We start from the raw sequence: 17,400 nt of genomic DNA, 5'->3' as shown, positions 1-17,400 counted from the left end.
CTACCGGGTGCTCCGACATCGACGGCGGGCGTGTCTGGCTCGTCGGTCATTCTGGCGCGACCTCGACACGATATCGACGAGGTGCCTTGAGGCCGTCAATGCGACGTGCCAGCGTACTGTCGGCGAATCTCGCGTCGTAATACCGCTTCAACTCCGCGAATCTGCGCTGGGCCTCAGGCGGCCGTGGTGCGCGCGTCGAGCCGAGGTCGATTGGCGAGTCGAAGCCGAGCGGCACGAAACCGACTCGCCTCCCGTGCTCGACGAGCGCACGCATGGCGAGGTCGTGATCGTCATTGCCGAGAAAGAAGCGTTCGGTGTCGAATCCTTCGAGCATGCCGAAATCAGCTCGTTTGATGGCCCACGGGCCGCGCATCACGGTTTCGTGAACGTAGACCATACGGCGGCCCGTCACGATCGCAGGATATTCGATCAGCGCGCCGATGCGGCCGATGCTGTCACTCAGGTGGAGCTCAGCCCGATTCGCGCGGTAACGCTTCAGCATTTTCGCCTTGAGCCCGAATACCTTCCGAGATGCAGGCCCCACCAGCCCCGCCGAGTGCCCGGGCACGACGAGGCCGAAGGCGTGACCACCCCGCCCACTCACCGCTATCAGTTCTGGAGAGCTTTCCAGCGCGCGAATGAGCACCCGATCGTACCCGCGCTCCCAGACAAGCATGTCAGCTTGGACCTCGATGAGGTACTCGCCTCTTGCTAGCGCTGCGCCCACGGTGTCGGACATGGTTTCGAAAACACCATCATCGATACGGACGATCGTGATGCCTATCGTTTGTACACCCATGTTCGCCTCCCGCCCCCACGCCGTCGCGATTTCTGCGGACGAGTCGGTGCATCCATCGGCGATGACGATGAACTCGTGCGCCTCAGCGGTTGCGTCACGGATCGCTTCGAGATGAGTCCGAATTACTTCAGCTTGATTGTGCACCGGAATGATGATCGTCACACGCGGGGCCAGACCGGTCGAATAGCCGAACCGCTCAACCTTCACAATCGTCTCGGGGGAGAAGGCCCCACAGCGATTTGCGAGTTCACCCAAGCGCAGCTGCATGGTCTCCGTCACCGTTCATCTCTCTTTCCGTCAACCGGCACCGCCGAGAATGCGAAGATATCGGCGAGCGCACTCTTCGGCGGAGTAGGTTGCAGCAATCTCCGCTGCGTATGCGTGGGCGCGACGTGAATGTGGCTCCCACTCCGCGATCACCTCGCCGAGGCGGCTCGCGAGATGGCCCGGGTCCTCGTCGCGGAATGTCACAGCCGGGAAATCGTTCGGCAGATCGCGAGCGACCGAAGTCGAACAGACGACGACCAAGCCCATAGCAGCGGCCTCGAGCAGTCCGACACTGTGCGCCTCTCTAGTCGCGGCGTGCGCAAGAATGTCTCCCCGGGCATAGGCGGACGCCGGCGTGCTCGTCGGGCCCTGGAATACGTGCCCCAGACCGGCACGTGACGCGCTGGCCGCGAGTTCCTCGTCGAAGCCCGTGTCGCCGGAAGGCGGTCCCCACCACGCCGCGTCGAGTTGGGGGTAGGCGTCCAGCACTTCAGCGACAGCAGTGAGCCAAACATCCGGGCGCTTCTGAGCGACGACTCGCGCTACCTCGATTATCATCGCAGGCCGGGTCGCCTGCTCGCGTGGCCGGCGAAACTCGCGTGGTATTCCGTTGGGGATCACATGGATCGGAACGGAGCCGCCGAATCGTGACCGATACCTCTGCGCCTGGGGGCGCTGACCGCGATCACGCCGTGCGTGCGCCATCGGAGCACTCGTTCGGCAACTTTCAGCTTTATGTCCTCGAAATCATCGCTGGCGCTATGGAGAACCGAATACACTCGAGCACCGATCGGACCGCAGATGCGCGCATAGACCGCGGGCAGTGCCGAATGTGCGACCACGACGTCGGGTTTCAGATAATGCAGCGTCTTCACTAGGCGACGCACTCGCGAAAGCGGATGGCTCGAAGACCCGTCCTCATCGAGGTAAACGATCTCGCTGGCGACGCCAACCGTGGACCACTCGGATTCCAGCGACGCCGCGAGCGTTTCAGCGCCCCCAATGCGCTTGCTGAGGAGAACCTGGACGATTTTCATGGGACGACGCCGCCACGTTGTGCAACGCTCGGATGCTCGAGGATCCCTGGCGGCTTCTGCAGATCCCGCGCCTCTGCGGAAGCATCTTCCCGTGCGCGAGCCGCCAGGAGGAGGACAATCATCAGAACCGCCAGCGAGAAACCGCGATCCTCGGTGGGGGACCCGAAATACAGTTGAGCGAACCAAACCGCAACGGCACCAATCGCTACCCCCTGCTCGGACAGTCGCGGCAGCGAACCGAAGCGTCCCCAGCCACTGCGAACGATGAGAAGCACGCCGACCAGAAGCAGCGCACAGCCGATCAAACCGAATTTGGCAAGTAACGTGGCCGAACTATCGACCTGGAAATCTGCCGTTCCTCCACCAGGATTCGGGTCGGGGAAGACGTGCCCGAACCCGACTCCTACAGCCCAGTTCGGCCACCACACATCAAGTGCATACGCGGTCGCTCTCGCCCGAATGATTCCAGACGCGTCTTGAAGCGAGCCACCTTGGAGCACCGCCAGGCTGGCCTGCAACCTGCTCTGGAGAAAGCTCGAACTCGTAACGGTCGAAGCTGCCAGGACGACGAGAAGTCCGAGGCCAGCTGCGAATCCTGCAACCCCCACCACGAGCCGGAATACTCCGCTTCTTCGCCTGAATGCGATTCCGACTACCGGCAGCGCTGCAGCGAGCAGCACAAGCCCCTCGCGGCTTCCGCTGGCGAGCACAAAGGCTACGAGTGCAGCTCCGAACCCCAGCCATCCCCACTTGAGCCTGCGGCCCTCGAACCCGCGAACACAGGCCAATGCAACCCCAGCCGAAAGCACCATCATCGACGGCGCCACAAGCTTGTCGACGGCAACGTTGCTGACACCGCGTAGGGTCAGTTCGTGCAGCATGAGCGAGGCACCGCTGACGCTTGTGACGACGATCGTCAGAAGACGCACTGCCCTCGTATTCATGACTCGCGCTGCATCCAACGCAACGGGGACGGCGGCGGCTATCAAGAGGTACGTGACTCCGTCGCGAATGACTTCAGAAAGCACGACTCCCTGCAGCAGCCCCACAATCGTTGCGAGGACCGTCAGCCCGAAAATGACGCCCGCCCCCGCCATGGCGGCCCGGAACGGTCGCGCCCACGGCTCACGAAAATGCCGAATCGAGTTGAAGAGGGCAAACACGCCGATCCCGCCCGCGACTACGAAGAAGATGACCTTCGGCGCCGAGATCCCCGCTGAACTCTGAAACACCGTCAGGGTGCCCCCGACATAAAGGAGTAGTCGCCCGTCAGCGCGACTGAGAAGTGGCACGAGCAGCAGAGCCAAGACGCCCAGCCACGCCATCGGAAATGAGATAAGAGCAACGACCGCCGCTGCTACGACCAGCGTTCCGAAAACAATCCACCGCATCTGACTACTCACAGCAGAGCCTCGGCGAATCGGGCGTTCTCGGGGGCAAAAACCGCCGTCGGCCGGTGGAGAGCCTGCGCCCTTCTCATGGCACCCATGAGTGCCGTTTCGTCCAGCGGCACCCAGGATGCGAGCGATGGCACGTGGCGGGCGTCCTCGCGTAGGCTGAGCGCTCCGGCGGCGACGACACGCGTCCCTGCCGCGGCAGCCTTGCCGAAGAGGCCGCTCGGCCCCTCGTTGGAGTGCGCGAGTACGACGCAGTCCACTGCGGTGACCGCCGCATCCAGCTCGAGCTCCGAAAGGAGCCGATCGACCACGACCACCTTCGCGCCGGCTGCGGTCAGTTCCGCCAGCGGTCCAGCCATCGCCCTGGCCGCCTCCGGATCGCAACGTCCCGCGATCAATAGACCGCTGTTCTGCGCCTCGGCCGCGCGCAGAGCGCGTGCGACAAGGGGCACATTTTTGCGATCGAAGATCGCGCCCAGCACCCCGAACCAATAGCGGTCGTCCTCCAGGTTCCAGGCCGCGCGAAGCTCCGATATGTCATCGTCGCCGCACGCGAGCGACACGGGATCGGGTGCACACGCGAACATGGAGTCACCCGTCCACGTGGCGGACTTGAGAACACTCAGGCGCACGCGGGGGAGCCGGGAAGCGCGATGGAAGAGCGCAGTGCGGATCCGAGACTTGGCAGCCACGACCATGCTGAGGCGCCCCGGTTGGGCGACCTCCCTCATGATCAGCACCGACAGCGCGCCCTGGCCGCTCCACCCGCCGCGGGTTCGCGCCAGCCGCATCGCGAATCGGTCACCGTCGGGAACGACCGTGATCGCAGCGTCGTACCGCCTGCTCAACTCGGCAACGGCGTCTACCCCGAAGTCACGAGCGCTGACGATCGTGACGGACTCGGCGATTCCGGACAGGTGCAGGCCGGACTCATCCGTCGCCGACGCGGCCTCCGAAAGCGCGAGCACCACCTCATCGCCGCGGGCCACCGCCGCCTGCGCCAGCAGTCGGACGTAGTACAGCCGGTGCCCGGACTGGTTCGGCTCCACGATCAGCGTGACACTCAATGTGCTTCCTCCCCGGCCTGACGACCGCCTTCAGCGTCCGCCACAGGATGACGAGGTCGCTGACCAGGGACCAGTTCTCGACGTAGTAGAGGTCGAGACGAATGGAGTCCTCCCAACTGAGACTGGAACGCCCTCCTACCTGCCACAGCCCGCTCATCCCGGGCTTCAGAAGCAGACGTCGGTGCGCAGCCGCGTCGTACAGAGCGACCTCGCCCTCGCGCTGTGGGCGCGGACCAACCAGGCTCATCTGACCGAACAGCACGTTGAACAGCTGCGGGAACTCATCGAGCGAGTACTTGCGCAGGAAGCGGCCGACCGGAGTGATGCGCGGATCGTTCTGGATCTTGAAACCCGGTCGATCGTCGCGCCCCTGCGCGGCGAGCAGCGCAGCGAGCTCCGCGTCGGCGTTGACCTTCATGGAACGGAACTTCAACATCCTGAACGGTTTGCCATTCAGACCAATGCGCTCCTGCGCATAGAACACAGGGCCCGGACTCGTCAACCAAACCAGCACCGCCACGGTCACCAGCAGGGGTGACAGCGCAATCAACAGCGCGATGGCCCCGACGATGTCGAAAGTGCGCTTCGCGAGCAGCGTGGTGCCGTCATACTTCGGAGTCTCAACGTGGATCAGCGGCAGCCCCGCCACTGGACGCGTGTGAATGCGCGGGCCGCCGACATCCGTCAGCGCCGGCGCCACGATCAGATGACGCTCCCCAGCCTCCAGACCCCAGCCGAGCTGGCGGATCCCGCTCGGACCCAGCTCTCCCGAGCTTGTGATAGCGACCGTGTCCGCTCCGACCTCGTCGAGCACGCTCAGCGCCTCGCCAATGTCACCGGCGACCGGCACGGATGTCCCCGCCAGGGTCGTGCCTGCCTGGCCATCCGGCACGCACGCACCGACGACGAGGTAACCCTCCTCTGGGTGCCGCGCGAGTTCTCGAGCAATGTGACTGGCTGTCGGCAACGATCCCACCACGAGGACGCGTGCGCAATACAGGCCCTGCTCCCGTTTCGCGCTCAGCCACTGTCTCCAGATCCACCGCGAGAAGATCAGAACGACGATACCGAGTGGAAATGCGATGAGGATGTAGCCCCGCGCGAGATCGATCTTGAACAGATAGCCGACAATCGCAATGAGCCCGAAGAGGTACATCGCACTGGACGCGATCTGGCGGTACTCGGCGCTGCCGCCCCCGATCACTCGGTAGTCGCGGGTGCCGAAGACGTGAAGCATGATCATCCACGCGACGATCAGGATGACCGACACCGTCGTATAGCCGATTGCGAGGTCATTCACATTGCGCACCGTCGACGACACGACCGCGCTGTCGAGGCCGAACCACTCGATTTGGACCCCGAACACGACCCAGATGAGCACGAGCACGTCTGTGATCATAAGACGTCTCGCGAACTCCGCGCTCCAGGCGTGCGTCGAGCCGCGGCCGGATCCCCGGCGCGCCCCCTGCTCGACTTCCATCCCCATCGGTCACCTCACCAATTCGCACCCGAATCTGACGAGACGAATGTCTTGTCACCACTCCACAACCAGAGCGTCGGTCCGCTCTGACTGAGAGTGACACCGACCGGCGTCGCCGCAACGGCGCACCCGGTCGTGGTGACAGACATGCCAGGACGGAGTGACCCGTCCATGGCCTGAACAGCGACGCCGGCGCAACCGCCGACGCCGGAGACGGCGACCACCCAGCCGTTCGGGGCGGCCGCGACCGCAAGGAGACCGGGGACCGGGATGCCCACCCACGCGCCGGAACCCGTGCGGGCCTCCAGTTCGCCGGGGCAGACGACTGCCGTGGCGGTGGAGGTGTGCGCCACCTGGCGCGGGTCGGCGCACGGCGACGGCGTCGTCGTGCCGGCGACGTACAGCGCGTGCGTGGCGGGGTCGATGTAGGAGGCCTCGCTCACCCGGTCCGGGTAGGGCGCCCAGAATCTGCCGCTGGTGAACGACGCGAAGAACGCGGGTGTGCAGGAACTGGTGGCCCCGGAGACGACGGTGGCGCTCGTCGCGCCTCCGCTCAGGAACAGGACCGTGCGGGCGGAGATCTTGCTCAGGTCGGCCCGAACCCACGTCCCGCCGCCGTTGGTGGTCTCCTCGACGACCGCCGGGGTCCCCGTGCATGAGCCGGGCGTCGCCCTCCACGCGGTGGTCGCGCTCACGGCGGCCAGGAAGCGCGGGGAGACCGCGGTCGACGGAATCGTGGCCGCCACCGTCGTCGACGAGGGAGCGGGAGTCGGCGTGCCGTCCGGCGTGGGCGTCGGCGTTGGCATGCTCGAGAAGGTCGGGATCGGCGCCAGCGTGCCATGCGGCTTAACGCCCGCAGCCGTCGCCGCCATGGCAATGAGGACGCCGTCCACCGCCAGGAACGCGACGATCAGAACGATGACGGCGACCCGACGGGCGCGCGCTCTGCGCGGCAGAGCGGCGATTCGCGACCGTGCCACTAGCGTGCTCCCTCTGACGGCAGCGCGCGGAATGCGCCCGCGACGATTCCGGCGAGAGAGTCGATTCGCGCGGCGACCGCTTCATGCACGTCGGGCGTCTGCCGGTAGGGATCGACGATGTCGTCGTCGGATGGATCCTCCGGCGGCAAGACGTGGCCGCGCTCCGCCGCCACGGCCTCCACGAGCGAGGGTGCATCCACGACGCCGTCCGGGAGGGTCCCGGCCAGGCCTCCGGACAGCCGCGCGAACTCGGCGAGCGTGAACGTGTACCGAGAGGCGCGGGGAAGCAGGGAGACGACCGCTGCTCGGTGCTGACGGGTGGCCGTGAGCACGAGCCCGGAGTCCGCGATGAGCTCTTCCGTCAGCGGACGTGCCGCGTGCGCGGACGGGTCGCCCCCGTATCGACGTGAAATCTCAGCCGCTGTTGCGTCCATCGCGAAGCCTTGCTCCGCGACCGTCCCTGCGCTCGATACCCGCACGGGCCGCCCAGACGCCTTAAGGCGCGCGGCCAGCAACTGTTCGGCGAGGGGAGATCGGCAGATGTTGCCCGAGCACACCACGAGCACCGTGAATTCGTCTGCGATGCCGGGTGGCACGATGTCGGTCATCGCGCCGCAGCACCCGCGGGAGCGCGCCGGCGGCTCTTCGGCTTGGTCTTTTTCGCCGGGGTGTCCTGCGTGTAGCCGTATCCGGAGGCGTACCCGTATCGTCCGTAGCCGTAGGCGTCGGGGCCGGACGTGGGCATCATCGTCATGACGAAGCCGGAGACGGTGGCGCCGACGTTGTGCAGCGCGCTGACCGCGCCGGAGAGCTGCGATTTGTGCGTCTGGCCGGCGGCCACGACCACGATGGCACCGCTGGCCTTGCGCGCGAGGATGGCCGCATCCGTCACCGGCAGCAGCGGCGGCGCGTCGAACAGCACATAGTCGAACTGCTTCTCGAGCGTCTCGATGAGGCTGGCCATGGTGTGCGAGCCGAGAAGTTCGCTGGGGTTCGGCGGGATGTGACCTGCAGGCAGCACGTAGAGGCTGTTGCGCCCCCAGCGCTGCACCACGTCCTTCAGCTGTGCGCGGCCGATCAGCACATCGGTCAGTCCGACGGCGCCCTCGAGGCCCAGGTAATCGGCGAGCTTCGGCCGGCGCAGGTCGGCGTCGACGACGAGCACACGGCTGCCTGCAGTGTCGAGCGCGATGGCGAGGTTCGCGGTGGTCGTGCTCTTACCCTCCGACTGAATCGAGGAGGTCACCACGAAGGAGCGGGCGCGACCCTCGAGATCGAGATACTGCAAGTTCGTGCGGAGAGTGCGGAACGACTCGGCCCGCGGGCTGCGCGGGTCGGCGTGGACGATCAGGGGACGCTGCGCCGCCTTCGGGTCGAAGGCGATCCCGCCGACGATGGGCGCGCTGTCGATCTGCTCAACATCCTGTTCGTTGCGCACCCGCGTGTCGAGGGCGTGGCGGAGCACGGCGAGCCCGATCCCTGCGGCGAGGCCGACGAGGAGGCCGAGCGCGGTGTTCAGCGGCACGTTCGGGCTGACCGGGGCGTTGGGCACCTCCGCCTCGGTGACACGGGTCAGCTTCACCTGAGGCTCTTTGGTCGCGCCCGTCGACTCGATCTGCTGCACCACGTTGGTCAGGCTCTGCGAAGTGGCATTCGCAATGTTCGCCGCCTCCACCGGGTCGGTGGAGGTGACCGTGATGGAGATCAGGGAGGTGTCGAGCGGGGCGTCCGCCGTCACGAGCGTCGACAGGTCGTCCGACGTCATCTTCAAATGCAGACTCGACGCGACCGGGAGCAGGACGATCGGAGTCTTCACCAGGTCGGCGTACGTCTTCACGCGCTGCTGCGTGAAGGTGCTCCCCTGGGCGAGGTCGGCGACCGTCCCGCTGCTCTGTGTGGAGACGAAGACTTGCGCGGAAGCGGAGTAGTCGGGCTTCTTCAAGACGGAGAACGCGGCAGCCACAGCGACACCCGCGAGCGCGAGGATGACGATGAGCACCCACCCTTTACGCATCACGGTGATGTAGTCACGTAGCTCCACGGCCAGCCTTCCCCAATGTCAGCGCCCGTCGGTCGAGGCTCCCGAATATTTTCGCATACCGAGCGGTCAACACTTGCATTTCCGCGGTGGGCCGAAGACCGTCGGGCCGCCTCGTTTCCCGTAGGTTGGGAGCATGTCCGGCCCCCGCCTGCCCGCCCTCACGACCGCTTTACCCGTCCTACGCCCGATCCGTGACGTCTCGATAGCGGTGATCGCCATGGTGGTCGTCGTGGTGGCGTCCGCGTGGCTGTCGGAAGCCGTGCAGCGTCGGGAGGTCGATCCGGCCGTCGCCGACGTGCTCTCCTACGTAGTGGTGTGGGGTCCGCTGCTCCTCGCAGTCGCGGTCGGGTGCGCACGGATGGTTTCCCGGCAGCTACGGGACCGTCTGGCTCTGCATGCCAGACCCGTCGATCTCGCGTGGGGTCTCGGCGGGGGCCTCTTGGCACGGGCCGTCGTGCTCCTTGCCACCGTCGTGGTCAGCGGGCAGACCGGGCTCGGCTCCTCGTCGGCAATCGACGGTGGGCCGCAGGGATGGCAGACGATTGCGGCCATCGCGTTCCCCGTCGTCATCGGTCCGTTGGTCGAGGAGGTCTTCTTCCGCGGTCTCCTGCAGCGGGCGGTCGAGGCGGTGTGCCGCGTGAGGATGTCAGCGCGCGTTGCGACCGCGACGGCGGTCGGTGTCAGTGCGGTCCTCTTCGCGGCCCTGCATGTGGCTGTCGAGGGCTCCCCCGTCCTGACGCAGACGCTGACGCTCGGCATCGCGACGCTCGTGCTCGGCGTCGTCGCCGGCGCGATCGTCGCCCGCACCGGGAGGCTGACCGGTGCGATCGTGGCCCACATGGTGTTCAACGCGATCGCGGTCGCACTGACCTGGCCGCACTGACAAACCTCGGGCTTCACCTGCGGCAGAAGACGAAAAGACGGCCCTGCGGGATATGCAGGGCCGTCTGTTGAATCGTGTCGCCTGTGGTTACGCTTTGGCGCGCTGACGACGGACGATGACATTCACCGCGACGAACGCGGCGCCGAGGAGCACCAGGCCGCCGGCGACCCAGATCGCGATGAGCGAGATGGTCGAACCAGTGTCGGCAAGGCCGCTGCCCGTGCTGGCGCCGGCGGCGTCAGCAGGGGTGACGGTAAGGGACACGGTGGCCACGTTTCCGGAGGTGACACCGGCCGCAGTCAGCGTGTAGGTGCCGCTCGCGTCGGTCGGCAAGGTGACATCAACAGTGACGGCGCCCGTCGACGAAGCCGGCTTGACGAGCGTCTTCGAGTTGACGACCGCGTGCAGCGACGCGAGCGAAGCACCCGCAGCATCCTGACCAGTGAGCGTGAACTGGACGTTCTCGCTGGCCAGGAAGGAGCCAGCCTTGAAGCTGACAACGACCGTCTGGCCGGGAGCCGGGTTCGAGTTGCTGACCGTCACATTGCTCGATGGCACATAGCCAGCGGCGCTTGCCGCCATCGGCACGGCGAAAACGGCTGCGATCGTAAGCGCAACGACTGCAAGAATCTTCTTGAACACAGGACTATCCCCCTTTGAGGTTGCAGTGATTTTCGCCGATTCGGCGTCTTTCATGGGCGACTGCAAGTATAGGGGCGAAGTTTGCGACAATGCGAGTATCTAGGCAAAGTTCGACTGCTCTGTGCCCGCTGGCCCATTTGGGGACAGCCGGAAAATCACAAGCCGCTCGTATCTTGTCCTTCGTTTTGGGGGTACCGATTAGGGGGACGGCAAGCCGTTCGGGAGAAGTGTCGAAGGGGCCGCAGCGGCAGCTGACACCCGCTCGTCCGATGTCTGGCCAGATTCGACGATCACCCAAGCGACCGCCGCCAGCGCCGGCGCGGCCGCGAAGTGGCCGGTCGAACTCGGACACTGACAGGTCCGCGCGAACGCCGGCCTCGATCCGGCCGCCCTCTTCGCCAACGCTTCGCCGGTGCTCCGTGGCGTACCCGGCGAGTGCGTCCAGCGTCCTGAGCCCCTGCTCGGCACGGACCTGGGCCGCCGCCGGGCGCCCGGCGGGACAGCGGCGCCGGGCAGCAGCGATGATCCCCAGCGGGTCCCACCGGACGATCAGCCAGTCAAAGCCGAGCGCGAAGGCGCCGCGATCGACGAGCATCGGCCGATGCACCCGTGGGCCGGTTGAATTGGGCGGCGGTGATGCGGCCCAGCGCAACGTGTGGTTCCTGCGCGGAAGATCCCGCAGGAGGACGGGAGCGCGGCCCTGTTTCCGATTCAAGTGATCGTCTCCGACCACTCTAGTTCGTGACCCGGAGGATGATACCCTCGAGGCGCGGGCAGGATCTGTTGCTGACACTGGGGTGCGTGCCGCGAGTTGGACGGCGCTTCCTGACAGGACTCTAACAACGTGTTCAGCGCAAGCGCCAGTCAGAATGGGACAGCTTCAATTACTCGCTTGTGCCGAAGGATTGATCGCGTGTGTAGTCACATGTGTCGCCCGCAAACGGACCACGAAAGATGAACGCGACTCTCTCGTACGGCGCCAGTACCGCGGTGCGGATCCGAAACGTCGAGCTGCTACTCCTACTCGTGGCAGGCTGCATCTCGGTCGCGGCAGTCGCGCTGGTGCAGCTCGGCGCCCTCGGCAGGATCGAGCCCGGCTTCCTGCAGCTCAGCGCCATCTCGCCGCTGCTCGCGCTCGCCATGCACGTCGTGATGCGGTTCCTGACACCTACGGCCGACCCGTTCTTCCTGCCGATCATGATGGTGCTCACCGGGCTGGGCATCGCCGAGATCTACCGGATCGACCTCCACTACGGGTACAGCGGCTGGGGAAGCACCAGCGTGCGGCAGATCGTCTGGTGCGCGATCGCGATCGTCTGCGCCATCCTCACCCTCGTCGTCATCCGCAACGTCCAGGTCCTCAACCGGTACACCTACACCGTGGGCCTGGTCGCGTTCGCTCTCCTGCTGCTGCCGCTACTGCCCGGCATCGGCAAGACGGTGTCCGGGGCGCGGGCCTGGATCGGCATCGGCGCGTTCAGCTTCCAGCCTGGCGAGATCGCGAAGATCGCGCTGGCCGCGTTCTTCGCCGGCTATCTCATGCGGCACAGAGACGCGCTCTCGCTGCTCGGCCGCCGCTTCCTGGGCATGCGGTTCCCCCGCGTGCGCCACCTCGGCCCGGTCGTGCTGGTGTGGCTGCTATCGATCGTCGTCGTGATCCTCCAGCGCGACCTGGGGCCGGGACTGCTGTACTTCGGGATCTTCCTCGTCGTCATCTACGTCGCAACCGGCCGGATCGGCTGGCTGGCCATCGGCGCCGTCTTGATCGTCATCGGCGGGGCCGCAGCCAACGCCGCCCTGACCTACGTGCACCTCCGCTTCGCCAACTGGCTCACCCCCTTCGACCAGCACATCTACGACGCCAACGGCGGCAGCTTCCAACTCGTCCAAGGCCTGTTCGGCATCGCCCACGGCGGGATCATCGGCACCGGGCTCGGCCAGGGGCAGCCCTGGGTGACCCCCGTCTCGCAGAGCGACTACATCGTCGCCAGCCTCGGCGAGGAACTCGGCCTCGCCGGCCTGTTCGCGATCTTCAGCCTCTACCTGCTGGTCACCTTCCGCGGCCTGCGGATCGGATTCGACAGCGCCGACGACTTCGGCGCCCTCCTCGCCGTCGGGCTGTCGTTCGGGGTGGCCCTCCAAGCCTTCATCATAATCGGCGGCGTCACCCGGGTCATCCCGCTCACCGGCCTGACCACGCCCTTCCTGGCGGCCGGAGGCTCCTCGCTCATCGCCAACTGGATCATCGGGGCGCTGCTGATGCGGCTCTCCAGCGTTCGACGACTCCCCCACCGACTCCGCAACGCCTCCTGAACTCAGTTCTCCGGGGTGTAGGTCTGCTGCGCGGCGGCTGCCCCCGACGGAATAGGGCAGCGCGACCGACGTCGGAGTGGGGACGGACGGCGGAATGGAGACGGGGTCGACGCGCGCGCTCCCGTGGCCCGGGACGGCGCGGGCACCCCTGCCAGCGCCACTGGTGCCCGAACGGGCCGACACGCTGCACCCCGATGGTTTCCAAGCTCACATTTTCACCGGAGGTCTTCGCGACTCACGCTAATGCGGCTTTTCGCCCCAAGGGGCGCTGACGCGCGTGCAGACCGGAATGACCTGGGTTGTTCAACGGTGAGAGTAAGGCCTTCTGGCTGGCAACGGTCGGCGACATCATCTTCACCACCGTGGTCGCCGGGTTCGTCGTCGATGGCGGGGTCGGCCGGCTCAGGCGGCGCTTCGGCGTCACCTGCGACGGCCTTCGCGTGGTCGATCTCGTCACCGCCGAGCGCCCCATCAGCGTGGACGGCCGAGAGTGAGCCGGATGTTTGGGCGTCCCGCGGCGGCGGCAACTTCGGCGTTGCGACATCGTTCGATTTCGAGCTGCACGATGTCGGCCCGGAGATCGTCGCCGGTTCCGTGATCCACCCGATCGACCAGGCCCGGGATATCCTGGCTGGCTGGAGTGATGCAGTGTGGAGCCTTCCGGAGGAGGCGATATCGGTCGCAGTCTCTTCGCAAATCCCCACCCGACGCACCCTTCCCCGTCGAGGTCTGGGGCAAGCCCGTCCTGTCGTTGAGCATGATGTGGTCCGGCTCGCCGATGGTGCTGCCACCGCGCTCTAGGGTGTGTCTCTCATTTGGCGGAGCCAGGTGAGGATGGCGCAGATCGTAACGCCGGCACGGTAGGTGAGCACGAGCTTGTCGAACCTCGTCGCGATACCGCGCCATTGCTTGGCGAGCGCGAAGTACCGCTCGACGACGTTGCGACCGTTGTAGGCCACCTCGTCGAGACCGGGAGGGCGTCCGCCCCGGAGACCACGTCGATTGCGGGCGGCCGCCTGATCCCGCTTGTCCGGGATCACGGACTTGATGCCGCGGCGTCGCAGCTCGCTACGGATGACACCTGTCGCATAGGCGCGGTCGGCGATCACCGCGTCGGGCCTGGTCCGGGTCCGCCCGCGACCGAGACGGGGAACATGGATCTGGGCGAGGACCACGGTCAGCATCGCACCGCCGCGTTACGCTGCCCGCCGGTGACGATCATCACCAACGGACGACCGTGCCCATCGACAGCCTGGTGCATCGTCGTGGTCGGCCCGCCGCGGGAGCGGCCGATCCCGTGCCCGGGCGGTTCAACCTCGTGCCAGGGCAGATTCTTGTGATTCGATCCCGCCCCCTGTGTCCTGCTCCGGGCGGGTCGTGTTCGTCGAGTGCTGATGCGCTCGCGCGATCGTCGCATCCACCGACACGGCCCAGTCGATCTTCCCCGCCGCGTCGGCTTCGGCGAGGATCTGCGCGAACACACGATCCCAGGTGCCATCACCGGCATAGCGGCGGTGCCGCTTCCGCACCGTCTGCCACGGCCCGAACTCGCCCCGTGGGAGATCCCGCCATGGGATCCCCGTCCGGAACCGGTACGTGATCCCCTCGACCACCCGTCGGTTATCACCGAACGGATGACCCCGCATACCCGCATTCGACGGCAGCAGCGGCTCGATCCGCGCCCACTGCTCATCCGTGAACACCCGATACCGCGACCCGTCGACCTCATCCCACAAGACTGCGGCGAGCCTCACCACAGATATGGGAGATACGCCCCAGTACGGCCGCGCAGCCACGGCACAAGCATTCAGGTATCGTCGCGCATTCTTGGTCGATCCTTGGTGCGGGTCGGAGAACCTTGGACGGCACACCTCTCTGTCGCCTGTGGTGTGCGGAAGGGTTTTCATGGACAGGTCCGCCACCATTTCTCGCAGCACCCCTGTTGTTAAGCGTTCGGGGATGTTCCGCCCGTCGCGCCGACCGCTCGTCGCAATCGCGGTCGCGGCCGTCGTCGGAATCCTCCTGCTCGTCGCCGGACTTTTCCTCAAGGGACATCCGTTCGATCTCGGCGCGGTGGTCGCGCTGAACCAGGTGCACACGGGAGCATGGGGATTGTTCGCCGATCTCGTGTACGTCCTGGTCGGGCCTGCAGCTGCCGTCGCGCTGACCGTTGTGCTGGCCGGGGTCGTCTGGTTTATCTCGCGTTCGTTCCTGACGGCGGTCTCCTTCGGGCTGATCGTCGCTGTCACCTGGCTGCCGGTCGCCGTGCTCAAGGTGATCGTCGACCGGCCCCGACCGGAAGCGACGTCCCTGGCCCACGCATACGTGCCGGCGCAGGTCGATGGGTCATTCCCAAGCGGCCACACTGCGTTCGTGCTCGCGCTGGCGTTCGCGGCCTGGTTCCTGTTCCGGGAGACCCGGTGGCGGTGGCTCGTCGTCGTTCTGGGCGCTGCCGCGACGGTGATCGTGGGTGTCGCCGTCGTCAGTGACGGGTTGCACTACCCGACGGATGTGCTCGCGTCGATCGTGTGGGCTCTGGCCATGGCGCCGGCCGCCCGCGTGATCGTCGTGGATGGGGGCGCGGGCTGGCTGCGCTGGCGGCGGACGCTCAAGCCGGTGTTCCCAAGCGATAGCCCCAACCGCGCACAGTCGTGATCAGCTCGCGGTCCGTCTTCCGGCGCAGGTAGTGCACGTAAGTCTCCACTGACGCGATGCGCTCGCCGCGTTCGAAGACGGCTGAGAGCAGGTGCTCCCGGGAGAAGGTGCGATTCGGCTCGCGGGCGAGGACCGCCAGAAGCGCCGCCTCGGTCTCGGTCAGCATGATGCGGCCCGCGTAGGGCGAGTCCACACTGTGGTCAGCGGGGAAGAACGTCCAGCTGCCGATCTCGATGCCGTCGCTTCGCCCGGTGTAGTCGCGGGTCAGCGCCCGGAACCTGGCCCGCAGTTCGTCGAATTCGAACGGCTTCACCAGGTAGACGTTCGCACCCGCGTCCAGACCCTCGATCCGGTCGTGGAGCTCTCCGAGCGCGGTCAGCATCAGGATCGGGGTGCCGAGCCAGCGGTGCCGGAGTGCGCGGACGAAGCCCTCGCCGCTCATCCCCGGCAGCCGGCGGTCAACGACCATGACGTCGTAGTAGGTTGTGGTCGCCTCGCGGAGTGCGGCCTCGGCCGAGGTGCACAGCTGCACCTCCCAGTCCATGGAGAGCATCGACTCCATGATCGGCCCGAGCCGCGGGTCGTCCTCGACGATCAGCAGACGCCCGCTCATGCCGCACCGCCGCGAGCGAGCGGAAGGACGAGTTTGAATGTCGACCCCTGGGGTCCGGTCCTCACGACGTCCACTGTTCCGTCGTATCGCTCGGCGAGCTCTCGGACGAGCGCAAGCCCGATCCCGTGCCGGGTGCGGGTCTCACCGCGGGACGTCCGCGCGGACGCGCCGTGGGCGAACCGGTCGAACACCCGATCCGGTGAGATCCCGACGACACCTCGGCCCTGGTCGGTCACGTCGATCCTCGCGTTCGCTGCGCTTCGCTTGGCCACGACGGTGACGGTTCCGCCCGCCGGTGAGTGATCGATCGCGTTCTCCAAGAGGGCGACCAGCCAGCGGCGCAGGTCGGCGGCAACCTCGTCGGCAATGCCCGCTGGCTCGGCGTGCCGGTGCGAGAGGTGCTCGCCCGCGCCCGTCCCCGGCACGGCGCCGACATGGTCCTGTCGCGCAGCGTCGACGGCTTCACCGCGAGCACGCCGCTCACCGCGCTCACCGACCCGGGCCGCGACGCCATCCTGGCGGTCGGCATGAACGGCGAGCCATTGCCGCTGGAGCACGGCTTCCCGGTGCGGATGGTCGTCCCCGGCCTCTACGGCTACGTCTCGGCGACCAAGTGGCTCACCGAGCTGAAGGTCACGACGTTCACCGCCGACCAGGCCTACTGGACGCCCCGCGGCTACAGCGAGAAGGCGCCGATCAAGCTCTCCAGCCGCATCGACACGCCCCGGATCGACCGGCCGCTCTCGGCCGGACAGACGAAGATCGCGGGCGTCGCCTGGGCGCAGACGATCGGGATCCGGAAGGTCGAGGTGCAGATCGACGGCGGCCCCTGGCAGGAGGCCACGCTGGCCGCCGCCATCAACGCCGACACCTGGGTGCAGTGGTCCCTCGACTGGGACGCCACCTCCGGCTCGCACACGCTCGCCGTGCGCGCCACCGACCGCGCCGGCCGGCTGCAGGAGGAGAAGCGCACCTCGATCGCGCCGAACGAGTCCACCGGGTGGCCGTCGACACTGGTGCGGGTGGGGTGAGGAAGTACGTTGGCTCTAGCTGCAGGGCGGCAATCAGCGCCCGGCCTTTGGCTTGTTTCCTCACTTGCGCGGCCGGTCAGGAGGCCCTCGACGTCTGTGAACAGACGGAGTCGCCCGACCACCGCGAGTGACCGTTGAAGTGGCACGATATTCACCGCGACCGCCGTCGTACTCGCCTTCGTCAGCGCCTCACCG

17 protein-coding genes and 1 pseudogene are annotated in these 17,400 nt (G+C 66.7%); 5 read left to right on the top strand and 13 right to left on the bottom strand.

Annotation, left to right across the window (positions count from 1 at the left end):
- Positions 1–46: 46 nt before the first annotated feature.
- From ACR5MH_RS18725 to ACR5MH_RS18685, 9 genes are all read right to left on the bottom strand, one after another.
- On the bottom strand, positions 47–1,078 hold the full coding sequence (locus ACR5MH_RS18725) for a glycosyltransferase family A protein (RefSeq protein ID WP_433862050.1): 1,032 nt from the start codon (positions 1,076–1,078) through the stop codon (positions 47–49).
- 18 nt (positions 1,079–1,096) lie between these two features.
- A complete protein-coding gene (locus ACR5MH_RS18720; protein ID WP_431348563.1) occupies positions 1,097–1,771 on the bottom strand; it encodes a glycosyltransferase in 675 nt (224 codons plus the stop codon).
- The gene (locus ACR5MH_RS18715) at positions 1,684–2,103 is read right to left on the bottom strand and encodes a hypothetical protein (RefSeq protein WP_431348562.1); all 420 of its coding nucleotides are present in this window, start codon (positions 2,101–2,103) and stop codon (positions 1,684–1,686) included. Before ACR5MH_RS18715 ends, ACR5MH_RS18720 begins: the two co-directional genes overlap by 88 nt.
- The gene (locus ACR5MH_RS18710) at positions 2,100–3,506 is read right to left on the bottom strand and encodes a hypothetical protein (RefSeq protein WP_431348561.1); all 1,407 of its coding nucleotides are present in this window, start codon (positions 3,504–3,506) and stop codon (positions 2,100–2,102) included. The genes ACR5MH_RS18715 and ACR5MH_RS18710 overlap by 4 nt, the downstream gene beginning before the upstream one ends.
- Positions 3,503–4,549, bottom strand: coding sequence for a hypothetical protein (locus ACR5MH_RS18705; RefSeq protein WP_433862049.1), 1,047 nt, complete (start codon positions 4,547–4,549; stop codon positions 3,503–3,505). The genes ACR5MH_RS18710 and ACR5MH_RS18705 overlap by 4 nt, the downstream gene beginning before the upstream one ends.
- Positions 4,473–5,954 carry a sugar transferase gene (locus ACR5MH_RS18700; protein WP_433862048.1) on the bottom strand — a complete coding sequence of 494 codons (1,482 nt, stop codon included), beginning with the start codon at positions 5,952–5,954 and terminating at the stop codon, positions 4,473–4,475. Before ACR5MH_RS18700 ends, ACR5MH_RS18705 begins: the two co-directional genes overlap by 77 nt.
- A gap of 107 nt (positions 5,955–6,061) precedes the next feature.
- A complete protein-coding gene (locus ACR5MH_RS18695; RefSeq protein WP_183080080.1) occupies positions 6,062–7,027 on the bottom strand; it encodes a hypothetical protein in 966 nt (321 codons plus the stop codon).
- Positions 7,027–7,635, bottom strand: a complete 609-nt coding sequence (locus ACR5MH_RS18690; RefSeq protein WP_431348557.1) for a low molecular weight phosphatase family protein — start codon at positions 7,633–7,635, stop codon at positions 7,027–7,029. The genes ACR5MH_RS18695 and ACR5MH_RS18690 overlap by 1 nt, the downstream gene beginning before the upstream one ends.
- The gene (locus ACR5MH_RS18685; protein WP_121263596.1) at positions 7,632–9,068 is read right to left on the bottom strand and encodes a polysaccharide biosynthesis tyrosine autokinase; all 1,437 of its coding nucleotides are present in this window, start codon (positions 9,066–9,068) and stop codon (positions 7,632–7,634) included. Before ACR5MH_RS18685 ends, ACR5MH_RS18690 begins: the two co-directional genes overlap by 4 nt.
- A 133-nt stretch (positions 9,069–9,201) precedes the next feature.
- Between ACR5MH_RS18685 and ACR5MH_RS18680 the strand changes: the two genes are divergently transcribed.
- A complete protein-coding gene (locus tag ACR5MH_RS18680; RefSeq protein ID WP_121263597.1) occupies positions 9,202–9,951 on the top strand; it encodes a CPBP family intramembrane glutamic endopeptidase in 750 nt (249 codons plus the stop codon).
- 87 nt (positions 9,952–10,038) lie between these two features.
- Here the strand turns inward: ACR5MH_RS18680 and ACR5MH_RS18675 are convergent, their stop codons facing one another.
- A complete protein-coding gene (locus tag ACR5MH_RS18675; RefSeq protein WP_431348556.1) occupies positions 10,039–10,647 on the bottom strand; it encodes a sortase in 609 nt (202 codons plus the stop codon).
- 900 nt (positions 10,648–11,547) lie between these two features.
- Between ACR5MH_RS18675 and ACR5MH_RS18670 the strand changes: the two genes are divergently transcribed.
- Both ACR5MH_RS18670 and ACR5MH_RS18665 read left to right on the top strand, forming a co-directional pair.
- Positions 11,548–12,906: an FtsW/RodA/SpoVE family cell cycle protein gene (locus tag ACR5MH_RS18670; RefSeq protein WP_433862046.1), complete on the top strand. Its 1,359-nt coding sequence runs from the start codon at positions 11,548–11,550 to the stop codon at positions 12,904–12,906.
- A gap of 299 nt (positions 12,907–13,205) precedes the next feature.
- The gene (locus ACR5MH_RS18665) at positions 13,206–13,400 is read left to right on the top strand and encodes a hypothetical protein (RefSeq protein WP_121263600.1); all 195 of its coding nucleotides are present in this window, start codon (positions 13,206–13,208) and stop codon (positions 13,398–13,400) included.
- Between the two features lie 303 nt (positions 13,401–13,703).
- On the opposite strand, the pseudogene ACR5MH_RS18660 reads toward ACR5MH_RS18665, so the two are convergent.
- Positions 13,704–14,609 (bottom strand): annotated as a pseudogene (locus ACR5MH_RS18660) (IS5 family transposase).
- A 124-nt stretch (positions 14,610–14,733) separates the two neighbouring features.
- Here ACR5MH_RS18660 and ACR5MH_RS18655 point away from each other — a divergent pair.
- Entirely contained in the window at positions 14,734–15,561 is an 828-nt protein-coding gene (locus ACR5MH_RS18655; protein ID WP_433862045.1) for a phosphatase PAP2 family protein, read from the top strand.
- Here ACR5MH_RS18655 and ACR5MH_RS18650 read toward each other — a convergent pair.
- Entirely contained in the window at positions 15,515–16,174 is a 660-nt protein-coding gene (locus ACR5MH_RS18650) for a response regulator transcription factor (protein ID WP_431348554.1), read from the bottom strand. The two genes, ACR5MH_RS18655 and ACR5MH_RS18650, sit on opposite strands and share 47 nt — an antisense overlap.
- Positions 16,171–16,494, bottom strand: coding sequence for an ATP-binding protein (locus tag ACR5MH_RS18645; RefSeq protein WP_183080083.1), 324 nt, complete (start codon positions 16,492–16,494; stop codon positions 16,171–16,173). Before ACR5MH_RS18645 ends, ACR5MH_RS18650 begins: the two co-directional genes overlap by 4 nt.
- Between ACR5MH_RS18645 and ACR5MH_RS18640 the strand changes: the two genes are divergently transcribed.
- Complete coding sequence (locus ACR5MH_RS18640; RefSeq protein ID WP_433862044.1) at positions 16,474–17,205, top strand: molybdopterin-dependent oxidoreductase; 732 nt, start codon at positions 16,474–16,476, stop codon at positions 17,203–17,205. The two genes, ACR5MH_RS18645 and ACR5MH_RS18640, sit on opposite strands and share 21 nt — an antisense overlap.
- Positions 17,206–17,400: the final 195 nt, after the last annotated feature.

Origin of the sequence: Streptomyces sp. L7, from assembly GCF_050990935.1 — a bacterium.
Classification (GTDB): domain Bacteria; phylum Actinomycetota; class Actinomycetes; order Actinomycetales; family Microbacteriaceae; genus Leifsonia.
The sequence above is the reverse complement of the archived record's forward strand: the minus strand, read 5'-3'. Positions and strand labels throughout refer to the sequence as shown.